Origin of the sequence: Mesorhizobium sp. L2C066B000, assembly GCF_000502335.1 — a bacterium.
Taxonomy (GTDB): domain Bacteria; phylum Pseudomonadota; class Alphaproteobacteria; order Rhizobiales; family Rhizobiaceae; genus Mesorhizobium.
On sequence record NZ_AYWZ01000006.1, the window covers coordinates 29,072 to 45,157 of the forward strand.

The 16,086-nt window shown below is 62.8% G+C and carries 12 protein-coding genes and 2 pseudogenes; 9 read left to right on the forward strand and 5 right to left on the reverse strand.

Translation table 11 applies throughout. The features are described 5' to 3' along the window. Positions 1-57 precede the first annotated feature (57 nt). Positions 58-1,611 carry a bifunctional ADP-dependent NAD(P)H-hydrate dehydratase/NAD(P)H-hydrate epimerase gene (locus X733_RS150415; RefSeq protein WP_023818863.1) on the forward strand — a complete coding sequence of 518 codons (1,554 nt, stop codon included), beginning with the start codon at positions 58-60 and terminating at the stop codon, positions 1,609-1,611. Then, positions 1,608-3,608 carry a hypothetical protein gene (locus X733_RS150410; protein WP_023818864.1) on the forward strand — a complete coding sequence of 667 codons (2,001 nt, stop codon included), beginning with the start codon at positions 1,608-1,610 and terminating at the stop codon, positions 3,606-3,608. The genes X733_RS150415 and X733_RS150410 overlap by 4 nt, the downstream gene beginning before the upstream one ends. A gap of 25 nt (positions 3,609-3,633) precedes the next feature. On the opposite strand, the gene X733_RS150405 is transcribed toward X733_RS150410, so the two are convergent. Both X733_RS150405 and X733_RS150400 read right to left on the reverse strand, forming a co-directional pair. Next, positions 3,634-4,704: a M48 family metallopeptidase gene (locus X733_RS150405; RefSeq protein WP_023818865.1), complete on the reverse strand. Its 1,071-nt coding sequence runs from the start codon at positions 4,702-4,704 to the stop codon at positions 3,634-3,636. A gap of 6 nt (positions 4,705-4,710) precedes the next feature. Continuing rightward, positions 4,711-6,243 carry an acyl-CoA carboxylase subunit beta gene (locus X733_RS150400; protein ID WP_023682585.1) on the reverse strand — a complete coding sequence of 511 codons (1,533 nt, stop codon included), beginning with the start codon at positions 6,241-6,243 and terminating at the stop codon, positions 4,711-4,713. A gap of 441 nt (positions 6,244-6,684) precedes the next feature. Here X733_RS150400 and X733_RS150395 point away from each other — a divergent pair, with 441 nt between their 5' ends. Beyond that, entirely contained in the window at positions 6,685-8,088 is a 1,404-nt protein-coding gene (locus tag X733_RS150395) for a DEAD/DEAH box helicase (protein WP_023738893.1), read from the forward strand. A gap of 93 nt (positions 8,089-8,181) precedes the next feature. On the opposite strand, the gene X733_RS150390 is transcribed toward X733_RS150395, so the two are convergent. Continuing rightward, positions 8,182-9,162, reverse strand: a complete 981-nt coding sequence (locus tag X733_RS150390; RefSeq protein WP_023698794.1) for an alpha/beta fold hydrolase — start codon at positions 9,160-9,162, stop codon at positions 8,182-8,184. Between the two features lie 70 nt (positions 9,163-9,232). After that, positions 9,233-10,054: an SDR family oxidoreductase gene (locus X733_RS150385; protein WP_023698793.1), complete on the reverse strand. Its 822-nt coding sequence runs from the start codon at positions 10,052-10,054 to the stop codon at positions 9,233-9,235. A gap of 214 nt (positions 10,055-10,268) precedes the next feature. On the opposite strand from X733_RS150385, the gene X733_RS150380 reads away from it, so the two are divergent. The 6 genes and pseudogenes from X733_RS150380 (at position 10,269) to X733_RS150360 (ending at position 14,288) form a co-directional block, all read left to right on the forward strand. After that, a complete protein-coding gene (locus X733_RS150380; protein WP_023816020.1) occupies positions 10,269-11,303 on the forward strand; it encodes a cysteine synthase A in 1,035 nt (344 codons plus the stop codon). Next, positions 11,303-12,046, forward strand: a complete 744-nt coding sequence (locus X733_RS150375) for an alanyl-tRNA editing protein (RefSeq protein ID WP_023691265.1) — start codon at positions 11,303-11,305, stop codon at positions 12,044-12,046. The genes X733_RS150380 and X733_RS150375 overlap by 1 nt, the downstream gene beginning before the upstream one ends. A gap of 95 nt (positions 12,047-12,141) precedes the next feature. Next, on the forward strand, positions 12,142-12,993 hold the full coding sequence (gene sseA, locus X733_RS150370) for a 3-mercaptopyruvate sulfurtransferase (RefSeq protein ID WP_023818866.1): 852 nt from the start codon (positions 12,142-12,144) through the stop codon (positions 12,991-12,993). Positions 12,994-12,998: 5 nt separating this feature from the next. Further along, positions 12,999-13,562 (forward strand): GNAT family N-acetyltransferase, encoded by a 564-nt coding sequence (locus tag X733_RS150365; protein ID WP_023682574.1) that lies wholly within the window; start codon positions 12,999-13,001, stop codon positions 13,560-13,562. A gap of 31 nt (positions 13,563-13,593) precedes the next feature. Beyond that, positions 13,594-13,686, forward strand: a pseudogene (locus X733_RS1000000170820) (OmpA family protein); the annotation flags it as partial. A gap of 134 nt (positions 13,687-13,820) precedes the next feature. Beyond that, complete coding sequence (locus tag X733_RS150360) at positions 13,821-14,288, forward strand: DUF1203 domain-containing protein (protein ID WP_023736671.1); 468 nt, start codon at positions 13,821-13,823, stop codon at positions 14,286-14,288. A gap of 390 nt (positions 14,289-14,678) precedes the next feature. Here X733_RS150360 and X733_RS01000000166255 read toward each other — a convergent pair. Beyond that, positions 14,679-15,897, reverse strand: a pseudogene (locus tag X733_RS01000000166255) (outer membrane beta-barrel protein). Positions 15,898-16,086: the final 189 nt, after the last annotated feature.

Here is a 16,086-nt window from a genome sequence, read left to right on the forward strand (position 1 = left end):
CAATGCTCGATAGGGACAAAGGGGTCGGCCTTGAACGAAATGCGGGATCGGCAATCCATGAGCAATGAAGTCCTGTCGCCGGCCGAGATGGGCGAGGCCGACCGGCTGGCGATCGCGGCCGGTCCGCTCGACGGCTATGGCCTGATGCAGCGCGCCGGCGAAGCGGTCGCTGCTGTGGTCCTGGCACGCTATCCCGCAGCAAGCCGCGTGCACGTGCTGTGCGGCCCCGGCAACAATGGTGGCGACGGCTATGTTGTAGCGCGGTTGCTGGCCGAGGCTGGTGTGAATGTGGCGCTCTGGGCCGAAGGCAAGCAGAAGCCCGGGAGTGATGCGGCGCGAGCTTCCGAGGCCTGCAATCTGCCGGTCGAGCACATCGGACACTGCTACCCGGAACCGGGTGAAGTCGTCGTGGACGCGCTCTATGGTGCGGGATTGTCGAAGAAGATATCCCTGCATGCCTCTGCCGTCTCAGGATTGGCCGCGGCGGAGCGCGTGCCTGTGGTGTCAATCGATCTGCCTTCTGGTGTGTCGGGCGAGACCGGCTTGAGCAACGCTTATTTCAAGGCCGACGTGACGGTGACGTTCGTGCGGAAAAAGCCCGGCCATCTGCTGATGCCGGGGCGCAGCCTCTGCGGCGAGATCATCATCGCCGATATCGGCATTCCGGATGCGATCGTCGATGAGTTCAAGATCAAGACGTTCGAGAACACGCCTGACTTCTGGCTATACAGTTTTCCGAAAACGGCGGTCGATACACATAAGTATAAGCGCGGCCACGTCAGCGTCTTTTCCGGCGGGCCGAGCGCGACAGGTGCGGCGCGGCTGTCGGCGATGGCTGCAGCCAGAGCCGGGGCAGGGGCGGTGACCGTGCTCTCGCCTGAAAATGCCATGCAGGTAAACGCCGCGCATCTGACATCGATCATGCTGCGCGAGGCCGGTTCGATGGAGGAAGTGCAGGAATTTTTGTCGGCGAGGCACCCCGAAGTACTTGTGTTCGGACCAGGGCTCGGGCCGAAACCCAAAGTGGGGGATTTCGCGTTGCAATTGATCGCGACGGTCGCTGACCTAAACCGCACGTCGACGAGTTCATTCGGAATTCAGCGCCCTGCCATTGTCTTGGATGCTGACGCCATCACGTCATTGGCGCATCAGCCTCAGGCCCTGTTCGACGCCGCGCTGCTCCCGTTGGGGCCGGTATTGGTGCTGACGCCGCATGAAGGCGAATTCGCCAGACTTTTTCCCGACATCGCGAAGGACAAGAAGCAGTCGAAACTCGCCAAGGCGCGCGCAGCCGCTGAACGAGCCAACGCCATCATGGTCTACAAGGGCGACGACACCGTCATCGCGGCGCCGGACGGCCGCGCGGTGATCAACGCCAATGGTGCACCATGGCTCGCCACCGCTGGTTCCGGCGACGTGCTGGCGGGCATTGTCGCCGCGCTGCTGGCGCAGGGCATGCAGGCATTCGAGGCCGCCTGCGCAGCGGTCTGGATACACGCCGAGGCCGGCAGCCGCTTTGGACCGGGTCTTATCGCCGAGGATCTCCCGCTGGCACTGGTGCCGGTGCTGCGTGAACTGGTCGATGCACGGCAGAAGGTGGCGATCAGATGAAGCATTTCGCGTTCGTCGTTGCGGCCATCATCGCGCTGTTCGCGTCACATGGCGTGCGTGCTCAAGAGCCCGTGACCATCGTCGACGATCCGGCGGTGCTCGCCGCCCTCGATGCCAAGGGTTTTGGCTTCGCCCGCATTTTCGCCGTCGACGGCGCGGACGATCTGAAGACGCTCTACAGTGAGGCGCCGGCCTATCGTGCTGTTGTCGACATGGTTGCGGCCGATATTGCCGCGCTGCGGGCCGAGATAAAGGCCGGCGGGCGCACGCTCTACGAGGTGACCGACGGCAATGTCGGCCGCATCATGGATATGCGCTGGCTGAAGACCGAGGCCGCGCGCTTCCGCCTGGTCGGCGTCGTCAACCGGCTCGACCGGCGCGATTTCAATGTTTTGGCTGGCGACAAGAGCTGTGGCGAGGTGCGCTTCATCTATCGCCTGGCCTACAGTTTCCGCAAGAACGGCAAGGTTTTGGCATCGCGGCTGCCATTCAATTTCAACGCCGTCTACAGCGTGGCGCCGGATGCCGATGGCGGCTGCGTCGGCGTTGCCGGGCGCTGGACACCGCAGATCGACGAAAACGTCGATGCCGGCTGGCTGGCCGGCGGTTCGCTGGCACCGGAGGAACTGACGTTCAAGCAGCTTGAACTCAATGCGCAGGTGGTGCGTTTTCCCTCGGGACAGGAGACCGAATTCGGCGGGCAGGCGGCCTATCTGATGCGGATCTTCGGTATCGATGGCGCTGCCATCAGCGAGAAGCCGCTGGAGAATACGCCTGACGTTGCGCGGCTCTCGGATGATGCCGCACTGAAGAAAGGGCTCGCCGACTACGTCAGCGCCAATGTCGCGGCCGTCGATCTCGGCGTCTACGAAATCCCCGACGAATTCCTGGCCAAGAAAATCATCTCGTGGTCGACCTTCGGCAGCGCGAGACGGGCCAACCATCCGTTCACGCCGCTGTTCCAGCCAGCGGATTTCGCCGGCTTGGACTATGCGGCGCTAAAGCTGGTGCGGACACCGGAGGCGCTGGTCGAGCGGCTGGACAATGGCGCCTGCCAGGGGTGCCACCAGGCGGGCTCGACGGCCGGCTTTCACTTCATCGGCCTCGACGACAAAACGACGTCGCCTCTCAACCGGATCGAGGTCGGCATCTCGCCGCATCTCCATGCCGAGATTGCGCGACGTGAGGCCTGGCTGCGCGCGACGGAAGAAGGCAAGGAGCCGAACCGCTACCGGCCGCTGTCCTTCGCGCCGCCGGCGACATGGACCGATGCCGGCGATGTCGACTACGCCCCGGCCGAGATCGCGATGCCGTGCCTGATGCCGGATGATGCAAAACGCTTCGGCGCGACCTGGCAATGCGGTGGCGGCACCGTCTGCACGCCGCTCGCGACGGCTTCAGGCGTGCATACCGCGTTGGCGCAATGTCTGTTGCCCACGGACAGTCCAAAGATGTTTTCGGGCCATCCCTGCCTGACCGGGTCGATCGCCAGCAACCCGTCTCAGCCGTTCAACGACCGCTACAAGATCACCGGCCAGTTCGCTGCTTTTGCGCCGACCTTTTCGCGGACCGCCTACACCTGCCGGCCACCGAAAATCGGCGTACCGGCAGGCATCGCTTATCGCGCCTGCGACGACAAGGACCGCAGCTTCGCCGCATTCAAGACGGGCAAGCCGATGCCATCGGAAATTTGCGGCATGGTCGGCGGCAAGAAATTCGACACCTGCGTCGCCACCAACAATTTCGACCAGTGCCTCGGCGGCGCGGTCAACCGCGGCAACCGTCCCGCATGTTCGGCCGATCATTTCTGCCGCGAGGACTATATGTGCCAGTCGCTGCCGCCGGACACGCCGGGTGCTGCCAAGGTGAAAGGCATCGGCTACTGCTCGCCGACCTATTTCATCTTCCAGATGCGCATCGATAATCACGCGACGCCCTGGGCGAGCGCGACCAGCGCCCCCAGGGATGCGGGGTTCGGGGCGGCGGAAGAGGAGTGAGCCTGCGAGTTGGGCGACCACCAGTTCAGCGCTGGAGATAGTCTTCCATCCGCGCAGTCCATTTGGTGTCGAATTCCGAAATGTGGCGCTGTGCTACGCTCGAGTTCAGCAGCGTCGAGAGCGCGGTCACGGCGATCGGGTCCAGGTCGGGCGGCTCCGTGTAGCCAAGCGCCGCCAGCCGTTGAGCCAATGATGGATGGGTGGACTTTGCGTCATCCGGGCTTGCCCACGCCTTGCGGGCGCAAACATTGAGGCAAATGGGTTCTCGCAGCTGGCCGGCAGCTTCCAGCATGCGCTCGAGCGGCGGTCGCGGCGGACGCAAAGCACCTCGCAATTCATGCTGCAAAGGGTCATAGACCGTCTCCGCGAAATGCACGTCTGCCGTGGCAAGAAGCAACAGCGCGCGTGCGGCGTGCTCGGCGTCGCCGGAGGATGCCGCGTGTCGATCTGCCTTGATCTCCGCTTCGCGCGAAAGCCGGATTTCTTCCCGCTCGAACGATTGCGACAGCCAGCCGATAGCGGCGTGGAGCAGGCTGCCTGTGATCGTGGTTCCGGGCGGGGCATACTCGAAGACAAATCCGAAACCGTTTTCGAACTCAGCGAGATTGAGGCTGCCATTGGTATCCTTGTTGCGCACATGCGCGTCCTCATGGGCAAGGATCGCGGCAAGCGCTCTTTCATCGGTCACTGCGAGGAGAGGGATGCCAATGGTTAGAAACAGCCGATTGCCGAGAAGGCCGAGAAGCGTGCGCTCCTCGCGCACGCTGGCGTTCAGGTTGCCCTCTAGTATGACAACCGTGCGCGCAGCACGGCGCGGTCCGGCGACGCTCCGCCACAGCGCCCACAGGCCGGGCGCTTCTGCTTCACTGACGCCTTTGATCTTGCTGCGTCGGAAGCCCGCAAACAATGTGCCGAACAGAAATGCCAAGGCCGTGGTGGCGATCGGCATGACGACGAAGCCGCTGGCGATAAACCAGATTGGTTGGTTGTCGAGCAGGGACATCCAGACGCAGAAGACGATGAGAGCGGGAACAACGAAAAACAGGACCGTGAACCTGCCAAACCGCCGACCGGCGCTGATGATCAGTCGCGACATTGGATGTTACAACGGGATGTTGTCGTGCTTCTTCCAAGGGTTCTGCATGTCCTTGTTGCGCAGCATGCGCAGTGCCCGGGCAATGCGGCGGCGGGTCGAATGCGGCATGATCACCTCGTCGACATAGCCGCGTTCGGCGGCGACGAAGGGCGACAGGAAACGGTCCTCGTAAGCCTTTGTGTGAGCTGCGATCTTTTCGGCGTCGCCAATATCCTTGCGGTAGATGATCTCGACCGCGCCTCTCGCCCCCATCACCGCGATCTGCGCCGTCGGCCAGGCATAGTTCATATCGCCGCGCAGGTGCTTTGAGGCCATCACGTCATAGGCGCCGCCATAGGCTTTGCGGGTGATGACCGTGATTTTCGGCACGGTCGCCTCGGCGTAGGCAAACAGGAGTTTCGCGCCATGCTTGATCAGGCCGCCATATTCCTGCGCGGTGCCGGGCAGGAAGCCGGGTACGTCGACGAAGGTGACGATGGGAATGGAAAAACAGTCGCAGAAGCGCACGAAGCGCGCCGCCTTGCGGCTTGCGTCGGAATCGAGCACGCCGGCCAGCACCATCGGCTGGTTGGCGACGAAGCCGACGGTGCGGCCTTCGACGCGGCCGAAACCGGTGACGATGTTCTTGGCAAAGTTCTGCTGGATCTCGAAGAAATCGCCTTCATCGGCAACTTTGAGGATCAGCTCCTTGATGTCGTAAGGCTTGTTGGCGTTGTCTGGGATCAGCCGGTCGAGCGACAGATCATGGTCGGTGACCGACTGGTAGCACTCGATCTCAGGAAGCTCCGACGTATTTGACGCGGGCAAAAGGTCTACCAGCCGGCGCATCTGCAACAGCGCCTCGACGTCATTGTCGTAGGCGCCGTCGGCAATCGACGATTTGGTCGTGTGGACGGACGCGCCGCCAAGGCTCTCGGCCGTCACCGTCTCGTTGGTGACCGTTTTGACCACATCCGGCCCGGTGACGAACATGTAAGAGGTGTCGCGGACCATGAAGATGAAGTCGGTCATGGCCGGCGAATAGACGTCGCCGCCGGCGCACGGGCCCATGATCACGGAAATCTGAGGAATGACGCCGGATGCGAGCACGTTGCGCTGAAAAATCTCGGCATAGCCGCCTAGCGCCGCCACGCCTTCCTGGATGCGGGCGCCGCCGGCGTCGTAGATGCCGATGATCGGCGCGCGGTTGCGTAGCGCCATCTCCTGCACCTTGATGACCTTTTCGGCGTGAGCCTCCGACAGCGAGCCGCCGAAGACGGTAAAGTCCTTGGCGAACAGATAGACCGGACGGCCATTGACGGTGCCCCAGCCGGTGACGACACCATCGCCGGCGATCTTGGTTTTCTCCATGCCGAAGTCGGTCGAGCGATGCTCGACATACATGTCGAACTCCTCGAACGAGCCTTCGTCGAGAAAGACATCGATGCGCTCGCGCGCGGTGAGCTTGCCCTTCTTGTGCTGGGCGTCGATGCGGGCCTGGCCGCCGCCCATGCGGGCGATCTCGCGGCGGCGCTCGAGTTCCTTCAGCACGTCCTTCATCGCTCGGTCCCCAGAAATGGCAGCTGCCTTTGTGGTAATGATGGCTGCGGGCGTGCGCAAGCGCCGCTTTCGGCCTCGATTATTGCGCTGCAACATGTCGCCCCTTGCATTCCGGGGCGAACTCAGCCATATGCAGCCCATAGGCGCTTGGGCCGGGAGATTCCGGCCTTCTCGACAAATGAGACTGGTTGCGTCTGTTTTCCCTCTTTCCGGTATATCGGCCCCTCTTTCCGATACATCACGAAGTGGCGAAAGAGCCCCGTGGCATGACGCCTGCGGGCACGACAGCGCAGCCGAGTGGACGTTTCCGTCCGCCCGCCTTGTCGTTTCATATCAAATTTCTCGACGGCAGGTTGCGCCCTGCCGCCATCGATGTTTGCGGCCAAGACCGCGTGAAAGAAGACTATTTTGACCAACGAAAACACCTCAGCCGGTAACGCGATCTCGACCGGCAACACTGCGGACCTCACCGGTTTCGCAGCTCTTGGGATCACGGGCGCGCTGCTCAAGGCGACGCATGGCGCCGGCTTCACCGAGCCGAAGCCGATCCAGACGCAGGCGATCCCGCCGCAGATGGAAGGCCGTGATATCTTCGGCATCGCCCAGACCGGCTCGGGCAAGACCGCTGCCTTCGCGCTGCCGATCCTGTCGAAGATCATCGCGCTCGGCACCAAGCGCCGGGCCAAGACCACCCGTGCGCTGATCCTGGCGCCGACGCGCGAACTCGCCGTCCAGATCGAGGACACCATCAAGATCCTCGCCAAGGGCGCGCATGTCTCAACCGCTCTCGTGCTTGGCGGCGTCTCGCGCTTCAGCCAGGTGAAGAAGGTTGCGCCCGGCGTCGACATCCTGATCGCCACGCCCGGCCGCCTGACCGACCTGGTGCGCGAGGGCGACCTCATTCTCTCCGACACCAAATGGCTGGTGCTGGACGAGGGTGACCGCATGCTCGACATGGGCTTCATCAACGACGTCAAGCGGATCGCCAAGGCGACCGCGCCCGACCGTCAGACGGTGCTGTTCTCGGCCACCATGCCCAACGAAATCGCCGAGCTGGCGAAGGGCCTGTTGAAGAACCCGATCCGCGTCGAAGTCGCGCCGCAGAGCACCGCGGCCGCCGAGATCGTGCAGGGCGTCGTCTTTGCCCGCACCAAGCAGAAGCGCCAGGTGCTGTCGACGATGCTCGCCGACGAGGCAATGAAGTCCGTCATCATCTTCTCGCGCACCAAGCATGGCGCCGACCGGGTGACCAAGGACCTCGAGCGCGACGGCTTCAAGGCCGCCGTCATCCACGGCAACAAGTCGCAGAACGCCCGCCAGAAGGCGCTCAACGATTTCCGCGAGGGTTCGGTGCGCATTCTCGTCGCGACCGACATCGCGGCGCGCGGCATCGACGTTCCCGGCATCAGCCATGTGGTGAATTTCGACCTGCCGGATGAGGCCGAAAGCTATGTCCACCGCATCGGACGTACCGGCCGTAACGGCATGGACGGCATCGCCATCACGCTTTGCGATCCTTCCGAAAACAGCAAGCTGCGTCAGGTCGAGCGCATCATCCGCAGCAAGCTGCCGATCGTTGCCGACCATCTCGGCAGCCCGGATCCGGTGCGCAATCCGGCCGAAAAGAACGAGCGCTTCGAGCCCGCCAATGATCGCAACGACCGCAATGGCCGTCGCGACGGCAGGCGGCCCGGTGGCCAGAACAACGGCTTCGCCAAGAAGCGTTTTGGTGACAAGCCGGCCTTTGCGGGTGCAAGCGAGCGCAAGCCGGAAGGCGCCAAGGCCTTCAAGGGCAACAACAAGCGCCGCTTCGGCGGCAAGCGGCCCGCTGCGCGGGCTGCCTGATCAGACGAACCGGTCAGGCTCGTCGAGCCTGGCTTGATTGCTGACGATTGAATATGAGGACGGCCGGGGCAATGCTTCGGCCGTCCTTTTCGTTTAGGGCTGCCCGGTAATTGCCTTCACCCACACGACGATCCGCTGCGCCAGGAAAGCCGTGGTCGAGGGCGACAGCGCGTCGCCGGCAATGACGTGGTCGTCGGGATCGCCATTGTCGTCGACGGGCACCAGTTCATGCGGTGCGCCCCAGCGGCCGGCGATTTCGCGGGTGCGATCCTGGCGCACCACCTTGTCGGAATCCGAGAAGATGAACAGCGCCGGTATGGTTGCCTTCTCCACAGGCGCTGCGTAGGCAAGGTTGGTCAGCGCCGCCATCGGTAGCACAGCTGCCATTGGATATGTGTGCGTCCAGAGTTTCTCGTGCAGCGCGTTGCGGGTCGGAAAGCTGCGCTCCTTGCCGCCGACGAAATCGGCGATCTGCCTGCCCCAGGGCATGGTCAGCAGCTCGGCGCCTGAAGCCCTGATGCCAAAATTCGGCGAGATGAATGCGATTGCAGCGACGCCGTCCGATGCGCCAGGCTCAGTCGCCGCCCATGCCGCCAGCGATCCACCGGTCGAGGTGCCGATGACGATCACCTTGTCGCCGATGGCTCGGCCGATGGCGAGCGCCTCCTCATAGTCGTTGATCCAGGCATTGACGCTGCCTTGCGCCATAGCAGCGCCGTCCTGCCCATGACCGGTGAGGCGGGTGTAGAAAAGGTTGGCGTCGAGTTGGTCGGCGACCTCGTCGGCCAGCGGGCGAACCTCGCCCTTCGATGCCGAAAAGCCATGGATATAGACGATCGCCAATGGCGTCCTGGCGTGAACCATCGGATCGGCCCAGATGATTTCTTTCTCGAGCCCGTCGCGAACGTTGGGCACGGCAGCCTCTTCGCGCGCAATATACGCTTGCGGATCGTCGCCGATCACTTTGGGGTCGAAGCTGATTGTTGTGTCGACGGGAACGCGCGGACCAAGCAGGAGGGCCAAGACAAGGATGATGACGACGCCCAGCACCGCAAGCACGATCCGTCGCCCCATCTCAGACTCCACAACAATTCTAAAGCCTATGGCGGCCGGTGCAGTCAGGCAACAGCCGGACTGTGGACAGCTATTGGTTCGGCGGCTTGCGGTCGAAATTCAGCGGCCGCCCTGTCCAGCGGGTCGCCGTGCTGATGAACCACCGGCAGACTGGCCTTGGCAGCAGTGCCAGCACCTTCAGCCCCCAGCTCAGCCGGTGAGGGAAGGTAACCTCGAAGCCGCCATGCTCGATGCCGCGCAGCATGCGGCGCGAGGCGCGGTTGACCGGCATCAGTCCCGGCATCGGCAGCATGTTCTTTTCGGTCAGCGGCGTGTCGATGAAGCCCGGATTCATCACCTGGATCCGGACATTCATCTTGTCGAAATCGTATTTCAGCGACTCGGCCAAGATGTTGATCGCCGCCTTCGAGCCGCCATAGGCCGCCGTGGTCGGCCAGCCGAAATAGGCGGTAACCGATCCGACAAGCACAATATGGCCGCGCGCACGGATGCGCATGCGCTCCATGAGCGGGACGAGGCCATTGATGATACCGAAATAGTTGACCTCGAAGGTCTGGCGAAAGTCGCGGACCCTGAGGTCTTCGCCGGGCGTGGCGATGTAGTTGCCGGCGTTGAAGACGGCGAGCACGATCGGCCCGAGCTCCTTTTCAATCGCCGCCACCGTGCTTGCCATGCGCGGCTCATCGGTGACGTCGCAAGGGTAGGCGACGACACGTCCCGGCATCTGCGCCGTCTCGACGATGAGCGCGTCGAGTGGGTCGCCGTCGAGTGCGGTGACCGCGACGACAAAGCCCTTTGCCGCGAGGTCCTTGGCCAGCGCACGGCCGATGCCGCTGCTGCCGCCGGTTATCCAGGCGACGCCGTGCTTCGGGTTCGCCCGGTAAAGTGTCATTCTGCGCCCTGCCGATCTGTCATTAGTGCTCTAGCGGTGAAAAAATCGAATGAAAAGAGCGCTTTTCCGTAATGGTTGAAATGATCGTCATCGCGCGTTGTCCGGCCGCGGGAGATTGCAGTGCCCGAAATGCGACTGGACCAGGCGAATTCTTGCCTTGAAACGCTAGCTTCGGGTTTCTAGGGTCTCGCCGCAGCTACATAAGGAATCCCGGATGCCCCGTTCTGTGATCGAAGCGATCGGCAACACGCCCCTGATCCGCCTCAACAAGGCCTCGGAGCAGACCGGCTGCGAGATCCTGGGCAAGGCCGAGTTCATGAACCCCGGCCAGTCGGTCAAGGATCGCGCCGGCCTGTTCATCATCCGCGACGCCGAACAGCGCGGGCTGTTGAAGCCGGGCGGGGTCATCGTCGAAGGCACGGCAGGCAATACCGGCATTGGCCTGACGCTGGTTGCCAAGGCGCTGGGCTATCGCACAGTGATCGTTATTCCCGACACCCAGAGCCAGGAAAAGAAGGACACGATCAAGCTGCTTGGTGCCGAGCTGATCGAAGTGCCGGCGGTGCCTTACAAGAACCCCAACAATTACGTGAAACTCTCGGGGCGGTTGGCCGAGCAGATGGCGAGGTCGGAGCCGAACGGCGCGATCTGGGCCAACCAGTTCGACAACGTTGCCAATCGCGACGGCCATATCCGCACCACGGCGGAAGAAATCTGGATGCAGACCGGCGGCAAGGTCGACGGTTTCGTCTCGGCGGTGGGTTCGGGCGGAACGCTGGCCGGCGTCGCCTTCGGGCTGAAGGCCAAGAGCAGCAACGTCAAGATCGCGCTCGCCGATCCGCTGGGTGCGGCGCTCTATTCCTTCTACACCAGTGGCGAATTGAAGTCCGACGGCAGCTCGATCACCGAAGGGATAGGGCAGGGGCGCATCACGGCAAATCTCGATGGGTTCACGCCGGACTTCTCGTTCCAGGTGCCGGACGAAGAGGCGCTGCCGATCGTCTTCGACCTGATCCAGGAAGAAGGCCTGTGCGTCGGCGGTTCGACCGGCATCAACATTGCCGGCGCGATCCGGCTGGCGCGCGAGCTTGGCCCCGGCCACACCATCGTGACCATCCTTGCCGACTATGGCACGCGCTACCAGTCGAAGCTGTTCAACCCGGAATTCCTGCGTGAGAAGAACCTGCCGGTGCCGGGCTGGATGGATGAGCGCAGCACAATTTCGGTGCCGTATGAGAAGGTCGCCTGATGGCGCACAGAACAGAAGCGCTGTTTCGCGACGACGCCTATCTCAGAGAGGCTGACGCCACCGTTGTCGCCATCAACGAGCGCGGCGGCATCATTCTCGACCGGACCATCTTCTATGCCACATCGGGCGGCCAGCCTGGCGATACCGGCACATTAGAGCGCGCGGACGGCAGCCGCATCGCCATTGCCGCCACCATCACCGGCGAGACCAAGGACGAGATCATCCATGTGCCGGCGCCGGAGCAGCCGGCACCCGAGGTGGGCGAGCGGGTGAAACTCGCCATCGACTGGGAGCGGCGGCATCTCCTGATGCGCATGCACGCAGCTTGCCATTTGCTCACCGTCGTCTGTCCGTTTCCGATTACCGGTGCTGCGGTTTCCGAAGATGACAGCCGCGTCGACTTCGACGCTCCCGATGCCGGCTTCACCAGGGAAGACGTCACCGCCGGGCTGATGGAGCTGGTGCGGGCCGATCATCCGATCTTCGTCAGGCTGATCACCGACGAGGAACTGGCAGCCAATCCTGGCCTGGTGAAATCCAAGACTGTCCGGCCGCCCGCCGGCACCGGCAAGATCCGCCTGGTCTGCATCGGCGACAACGCTTCGATCGACAGCCAGCCCTGCGGCGGCACCCATGTCAAAAGCACCGGCGAAGTCGGTGAAATCCATATCGGCAAGATCGAGAAGAAGGGCCGCGAAAACCGGCGTTTTCGCATTCGCTTCGGACCAATGCCGGTAGCTTGAACGAACCATGATCCCGAAAAGTGGAAGCGGGTTTTCGGGGAAGATCATGGTCAACAGGAAGCAATGCTTCGCCAAGGCGGAGCAGGAGAAGAACAATGGCCGATGACAGCCCTTTCACCGTCGATGCGGACTGGTTGCAGAGCCGTCTTGGCGAGCCCGGCCTGACGATCGTCGATGCATCCTGGTATCTGCCGGCGCAGAAGCGCGATGCGCGCGCCGAGTATGAGGCTGCGCATATTCCGGGTGCGCGATTCTTCGATCATGATGCGGCCTCCGATCCTGATGCCAAGCTGCCGCACACGCTGCCCTCGCCACAGCATTTCGCGCAATATGTAGGCGCCATGGGAATTTCGGCCGACGACACCATTGTCGTCTATGACGGTCCGGGTTTCTTCTCGGCGCCGCGCGCCTGGTGGATGTTCCGCGTCATGGGCGTGTTCCAGGTCTATGTGCTCGACGGCGGCTTCGACCGCTGGAAGGCGGCGGGCCGGCCGGTGACGGCGGAGCCGACCAAGATCGCGCCGAATGTGTTTCATGCCGATTTCGATGCCGCTCGCGTCGCCAGCCTTGCCGACATGCGCCGCATCGTCGAGACTGGCGAGAGCCAGATTGCGGACGCCCGAGGCGCGGGCCGCTTCACCGGCGCCGACCCAGAGCCCCGCGCGGGTGTTCGCTCCGGCCACATGCCCGGCGCGCACAATTTGCCTTATTCGGCGCTGTCACAGGATGGCGCGCTGTTGTCGAAGGACCAGTTGCGCAAGGCCGTTGAGGATGCCGGTATCGATCTGTCGAAACCGGTCGTCACCTCTTGCGGTTCCGGCATCACGGCGGCTGTCGTCACTCTGGCGCTGGAGACGCTCGGCCACACCGACAACCGGCTCTACGACGGCTCATGGACGGAATGGGGCGGGCTGGCAGACACGCCCGTGGTGACGGGCAAGGAATGATGGCGATGGAAAATGGCGCGCTGGACGACATCGAGGTCACGGTCACGTTTCTGGAAATGCATGTGCCGCCGGCCTATTCGCCGCCCTTGCCCTACAACAGGCAGATCGCGCTGCTCAGGACCAAGGACATTCCGCTGCATTTCTATCGCTATCTGATGGATCGGGTCGGGCGCAAATGGCATTGGGTCAATGTGCTGAGGCTGGACGATGACGAGCTTGCCGCCGGGATCCACCGCGAGGACCGCGACATCAGGGTGCTTTATCTCGACGGCGCGCCGGCCGGTTTCTTCGACCTCAAGCCGCATTTGCCAGAGGAAGTCGAGCTCGCCTATTTCGGCATGATGGAACATGCGACCGGGCAAGGCATCGGCCGTTGGTTCCTCGGTGCGGCGATTGCCGCAGCATGGTCGTATGGGCCGAAACGGGTAACGGTGCAGACCTGCACGCTCGACCATCCGGCTGCCTTGCCGCTCTACCAGAAGCTCGGTTTTGCGCCGGTGGCGCAAAAGAAGGAGACCGTGCATCCGCTGTCGTTCGCCGAGCGCTCGGCCAGCGTCATGCGGCCGTGACTTTCTCCGACTGAAGGCCGAACCGACCGTTCATGGCGAGGAATTCCTGCTCGTGCGGACCCAGGACGAGAACTGGCGCAGGCGCCGGGTGATGCTGCGCCGCTTCGACGATTTCATCCGCTGAGCCGGCGCGGGACCTGCCCAATGCCGAAGCAGTCCGGCCTGAGACTGGCCGGGCTGCTGACAGTTGACAGGAATCGGGTGGGAAGCACCTCGGCGGGGGCATAATTTCCGGTCAACCACACCGGAGATTTAGCCATGACCGTCCAGTTCAAAGCCTTGCCGACAGAAGATGTGAGAGCGCTGCAGCGCGGCGGGCCGGACGCCTACGGGCAAACGCCGGAGCGGAAGGTTTCAGATGGCGACGGGGTGCCGTGCCGGCATTGCCTGAGAAACGTCGCCGAAGGCGATGGCTATCTGATCATGGCCTATCGGCCGTTTCCGGCGTTGCAGCCTTACGCCGAGACAGGACCGATCTTCCTGCATGCGCAGGAATGCGAACGCGCAGCCGAGACAGAAGCGCTTCCAGAGATGCTTGAGAGCAGCGACTATATCGTGCGCGGCTATGGTGCGGATGACCGCATCGTCTATGGCAGCGGCGGCGTCATTCCGACTGGCGGCATTGCGGCGCGGGCAGAGACGCTGTTTGAGCGCGCTGACATCGCCTATGTCCACGTCCGCTCGGCGCGCAACAATTGTTATCAGTGCCGCATCGAGCGTTTCTGACAAAAAGATGCCCGCCGGTGGTCTGGCGGGCAGTTGGGAACCGTGTGACGTCTCGATCCGTCAAGTTGGCATCCCTGTCTGCGCATGCTTTTCGAATTGCGGATGTGAAGCACTTCACACAGCATCGCGATCCTCGCCGGCATGGCGACGCACGCCGATGGCGGTTGGGACTTGTCGTACTCCCGTCGCATTCTCTCGGTAAAAGACCAGCGTCGATGGATTGCCGACCGCGGATGAACCGGCGGGGATCTCGATGACCGAGGAAGCGGGGCTTTGGCTCCGCTTTTTTGATGTCCGCCAGCCTGTTCAATTCCGGCGCCAGGAATTTTGCGCAAAGAAAAAGCCCGCCGGAATTGACCGACGGGCCTTCGCCGTGTGTGTGTGCGGCGTTTAGTTGAATTTATACTTCGCGCCGACGCGAACGGTCTGGAAGGAAGGCTCGTCGGTGAGGAAGCCGCCCGAGCCGAAATCTTCTTTCTCATACTGCGAATAGCGGTATTCGAGACCAAGCGTCATGTTGCTGGAAACGGCCGTTTCCAGGCCGCCACCGACCGAGAAGCCGCTCGATCCCCAGTCGACGATGTCGCCAACGGGCGAGGAGGCATGCAGGTCGAAATGCTGCCAGCTGTAACCGCCGAGGACATAGGCCAGCGTCGATTCGTTGACCTTGGCGCCGATGCGGGCCAGGGCATCGAAGCCATAGTCGGCATCGCCCTTGATCGACCCACCCGGAATGTCCAGCTTCGAGCGTATGCCGGAATAGCGGGCGTCGACCAGAACGCCGGCGACCCAGCCGCCGAAATCATGGTCGTAACCGATGCTCGCCTCGCCGAACACGCCTTCGNCCAAGCGCGCCGCCGACATAGAAGCCGGTCCAGTTGTAGGTCGGAGCAGCAAACGAGGCCCCGCCGCCATTCTGGGCGCCGAAGCGGTAATTGGCCGCGATGTGGAAGGTGTGGCTGGACGGCTCGACATCCAGAGAGGTTCCCGGGCCGCCGATAATGCCGAGGTCAGCCACCGAGTCGTCGCCATAGTTGGCGTAGCGGTACTCGGTCTTAATCGTCCAGTTGCCGCGCAGCACGGTTTCCATGCCAACGCCGACGACATAGCCGCCACGGTTCTCCGTGAAATCAAGACCGTCGGCAAAGCCCGAACCCTCGAGCTTGAAATGGTTCCAAGTGTAGCCGCCGAGCACATAGCCGAGCGTACTGGGGTTCAAGAGATAGCCGGCGCGCAAGCCGACGTCGAAGCCATAAGCGTTCGTCAGGTCGATATCAGCGCCCGGAAGGCTGATCGACGGACCGATATTCCCGATGTTGGCGTCGATGAAGCCGCCGAGCAGGAAGCGTTCAGAGACCATGTAGTCGTAGCCGGCGGTCACTTCGCCAAACACGCCGTTGCCGCCGATGCCATTGAAGTCGAGAAACGGGTCGACGCTGATGCGGTGCACGGTGGCGCCGAAGCCGCCGCCGATGCCGACATAGGCGCCGCTCCAGTTGAAACCGGCAGGTTCTTCCACCGGCTGCACAACGTCGGCGGCATGCGCTACCGATATCAAAGCCATTGCCGAAACGGCGCCGAGAAGAACGGATTTAGCAGAAATAAACATTTTAGCCCCTTAGCATAGAACAAACCCGTCCGTGTTCTAACAGGATGCTCGTTAATATTGGAATGACAAAAATGTCACATCGACAGGCAAAAGCGCTGTCGAGAGGGGCTGCACCTTGCCCTGGAGCGGGCGTTTTGCGGTCTTGTAGCCAAGAAAAACCCGCCGGTACAACCGGCGGGTAAGGGAGGC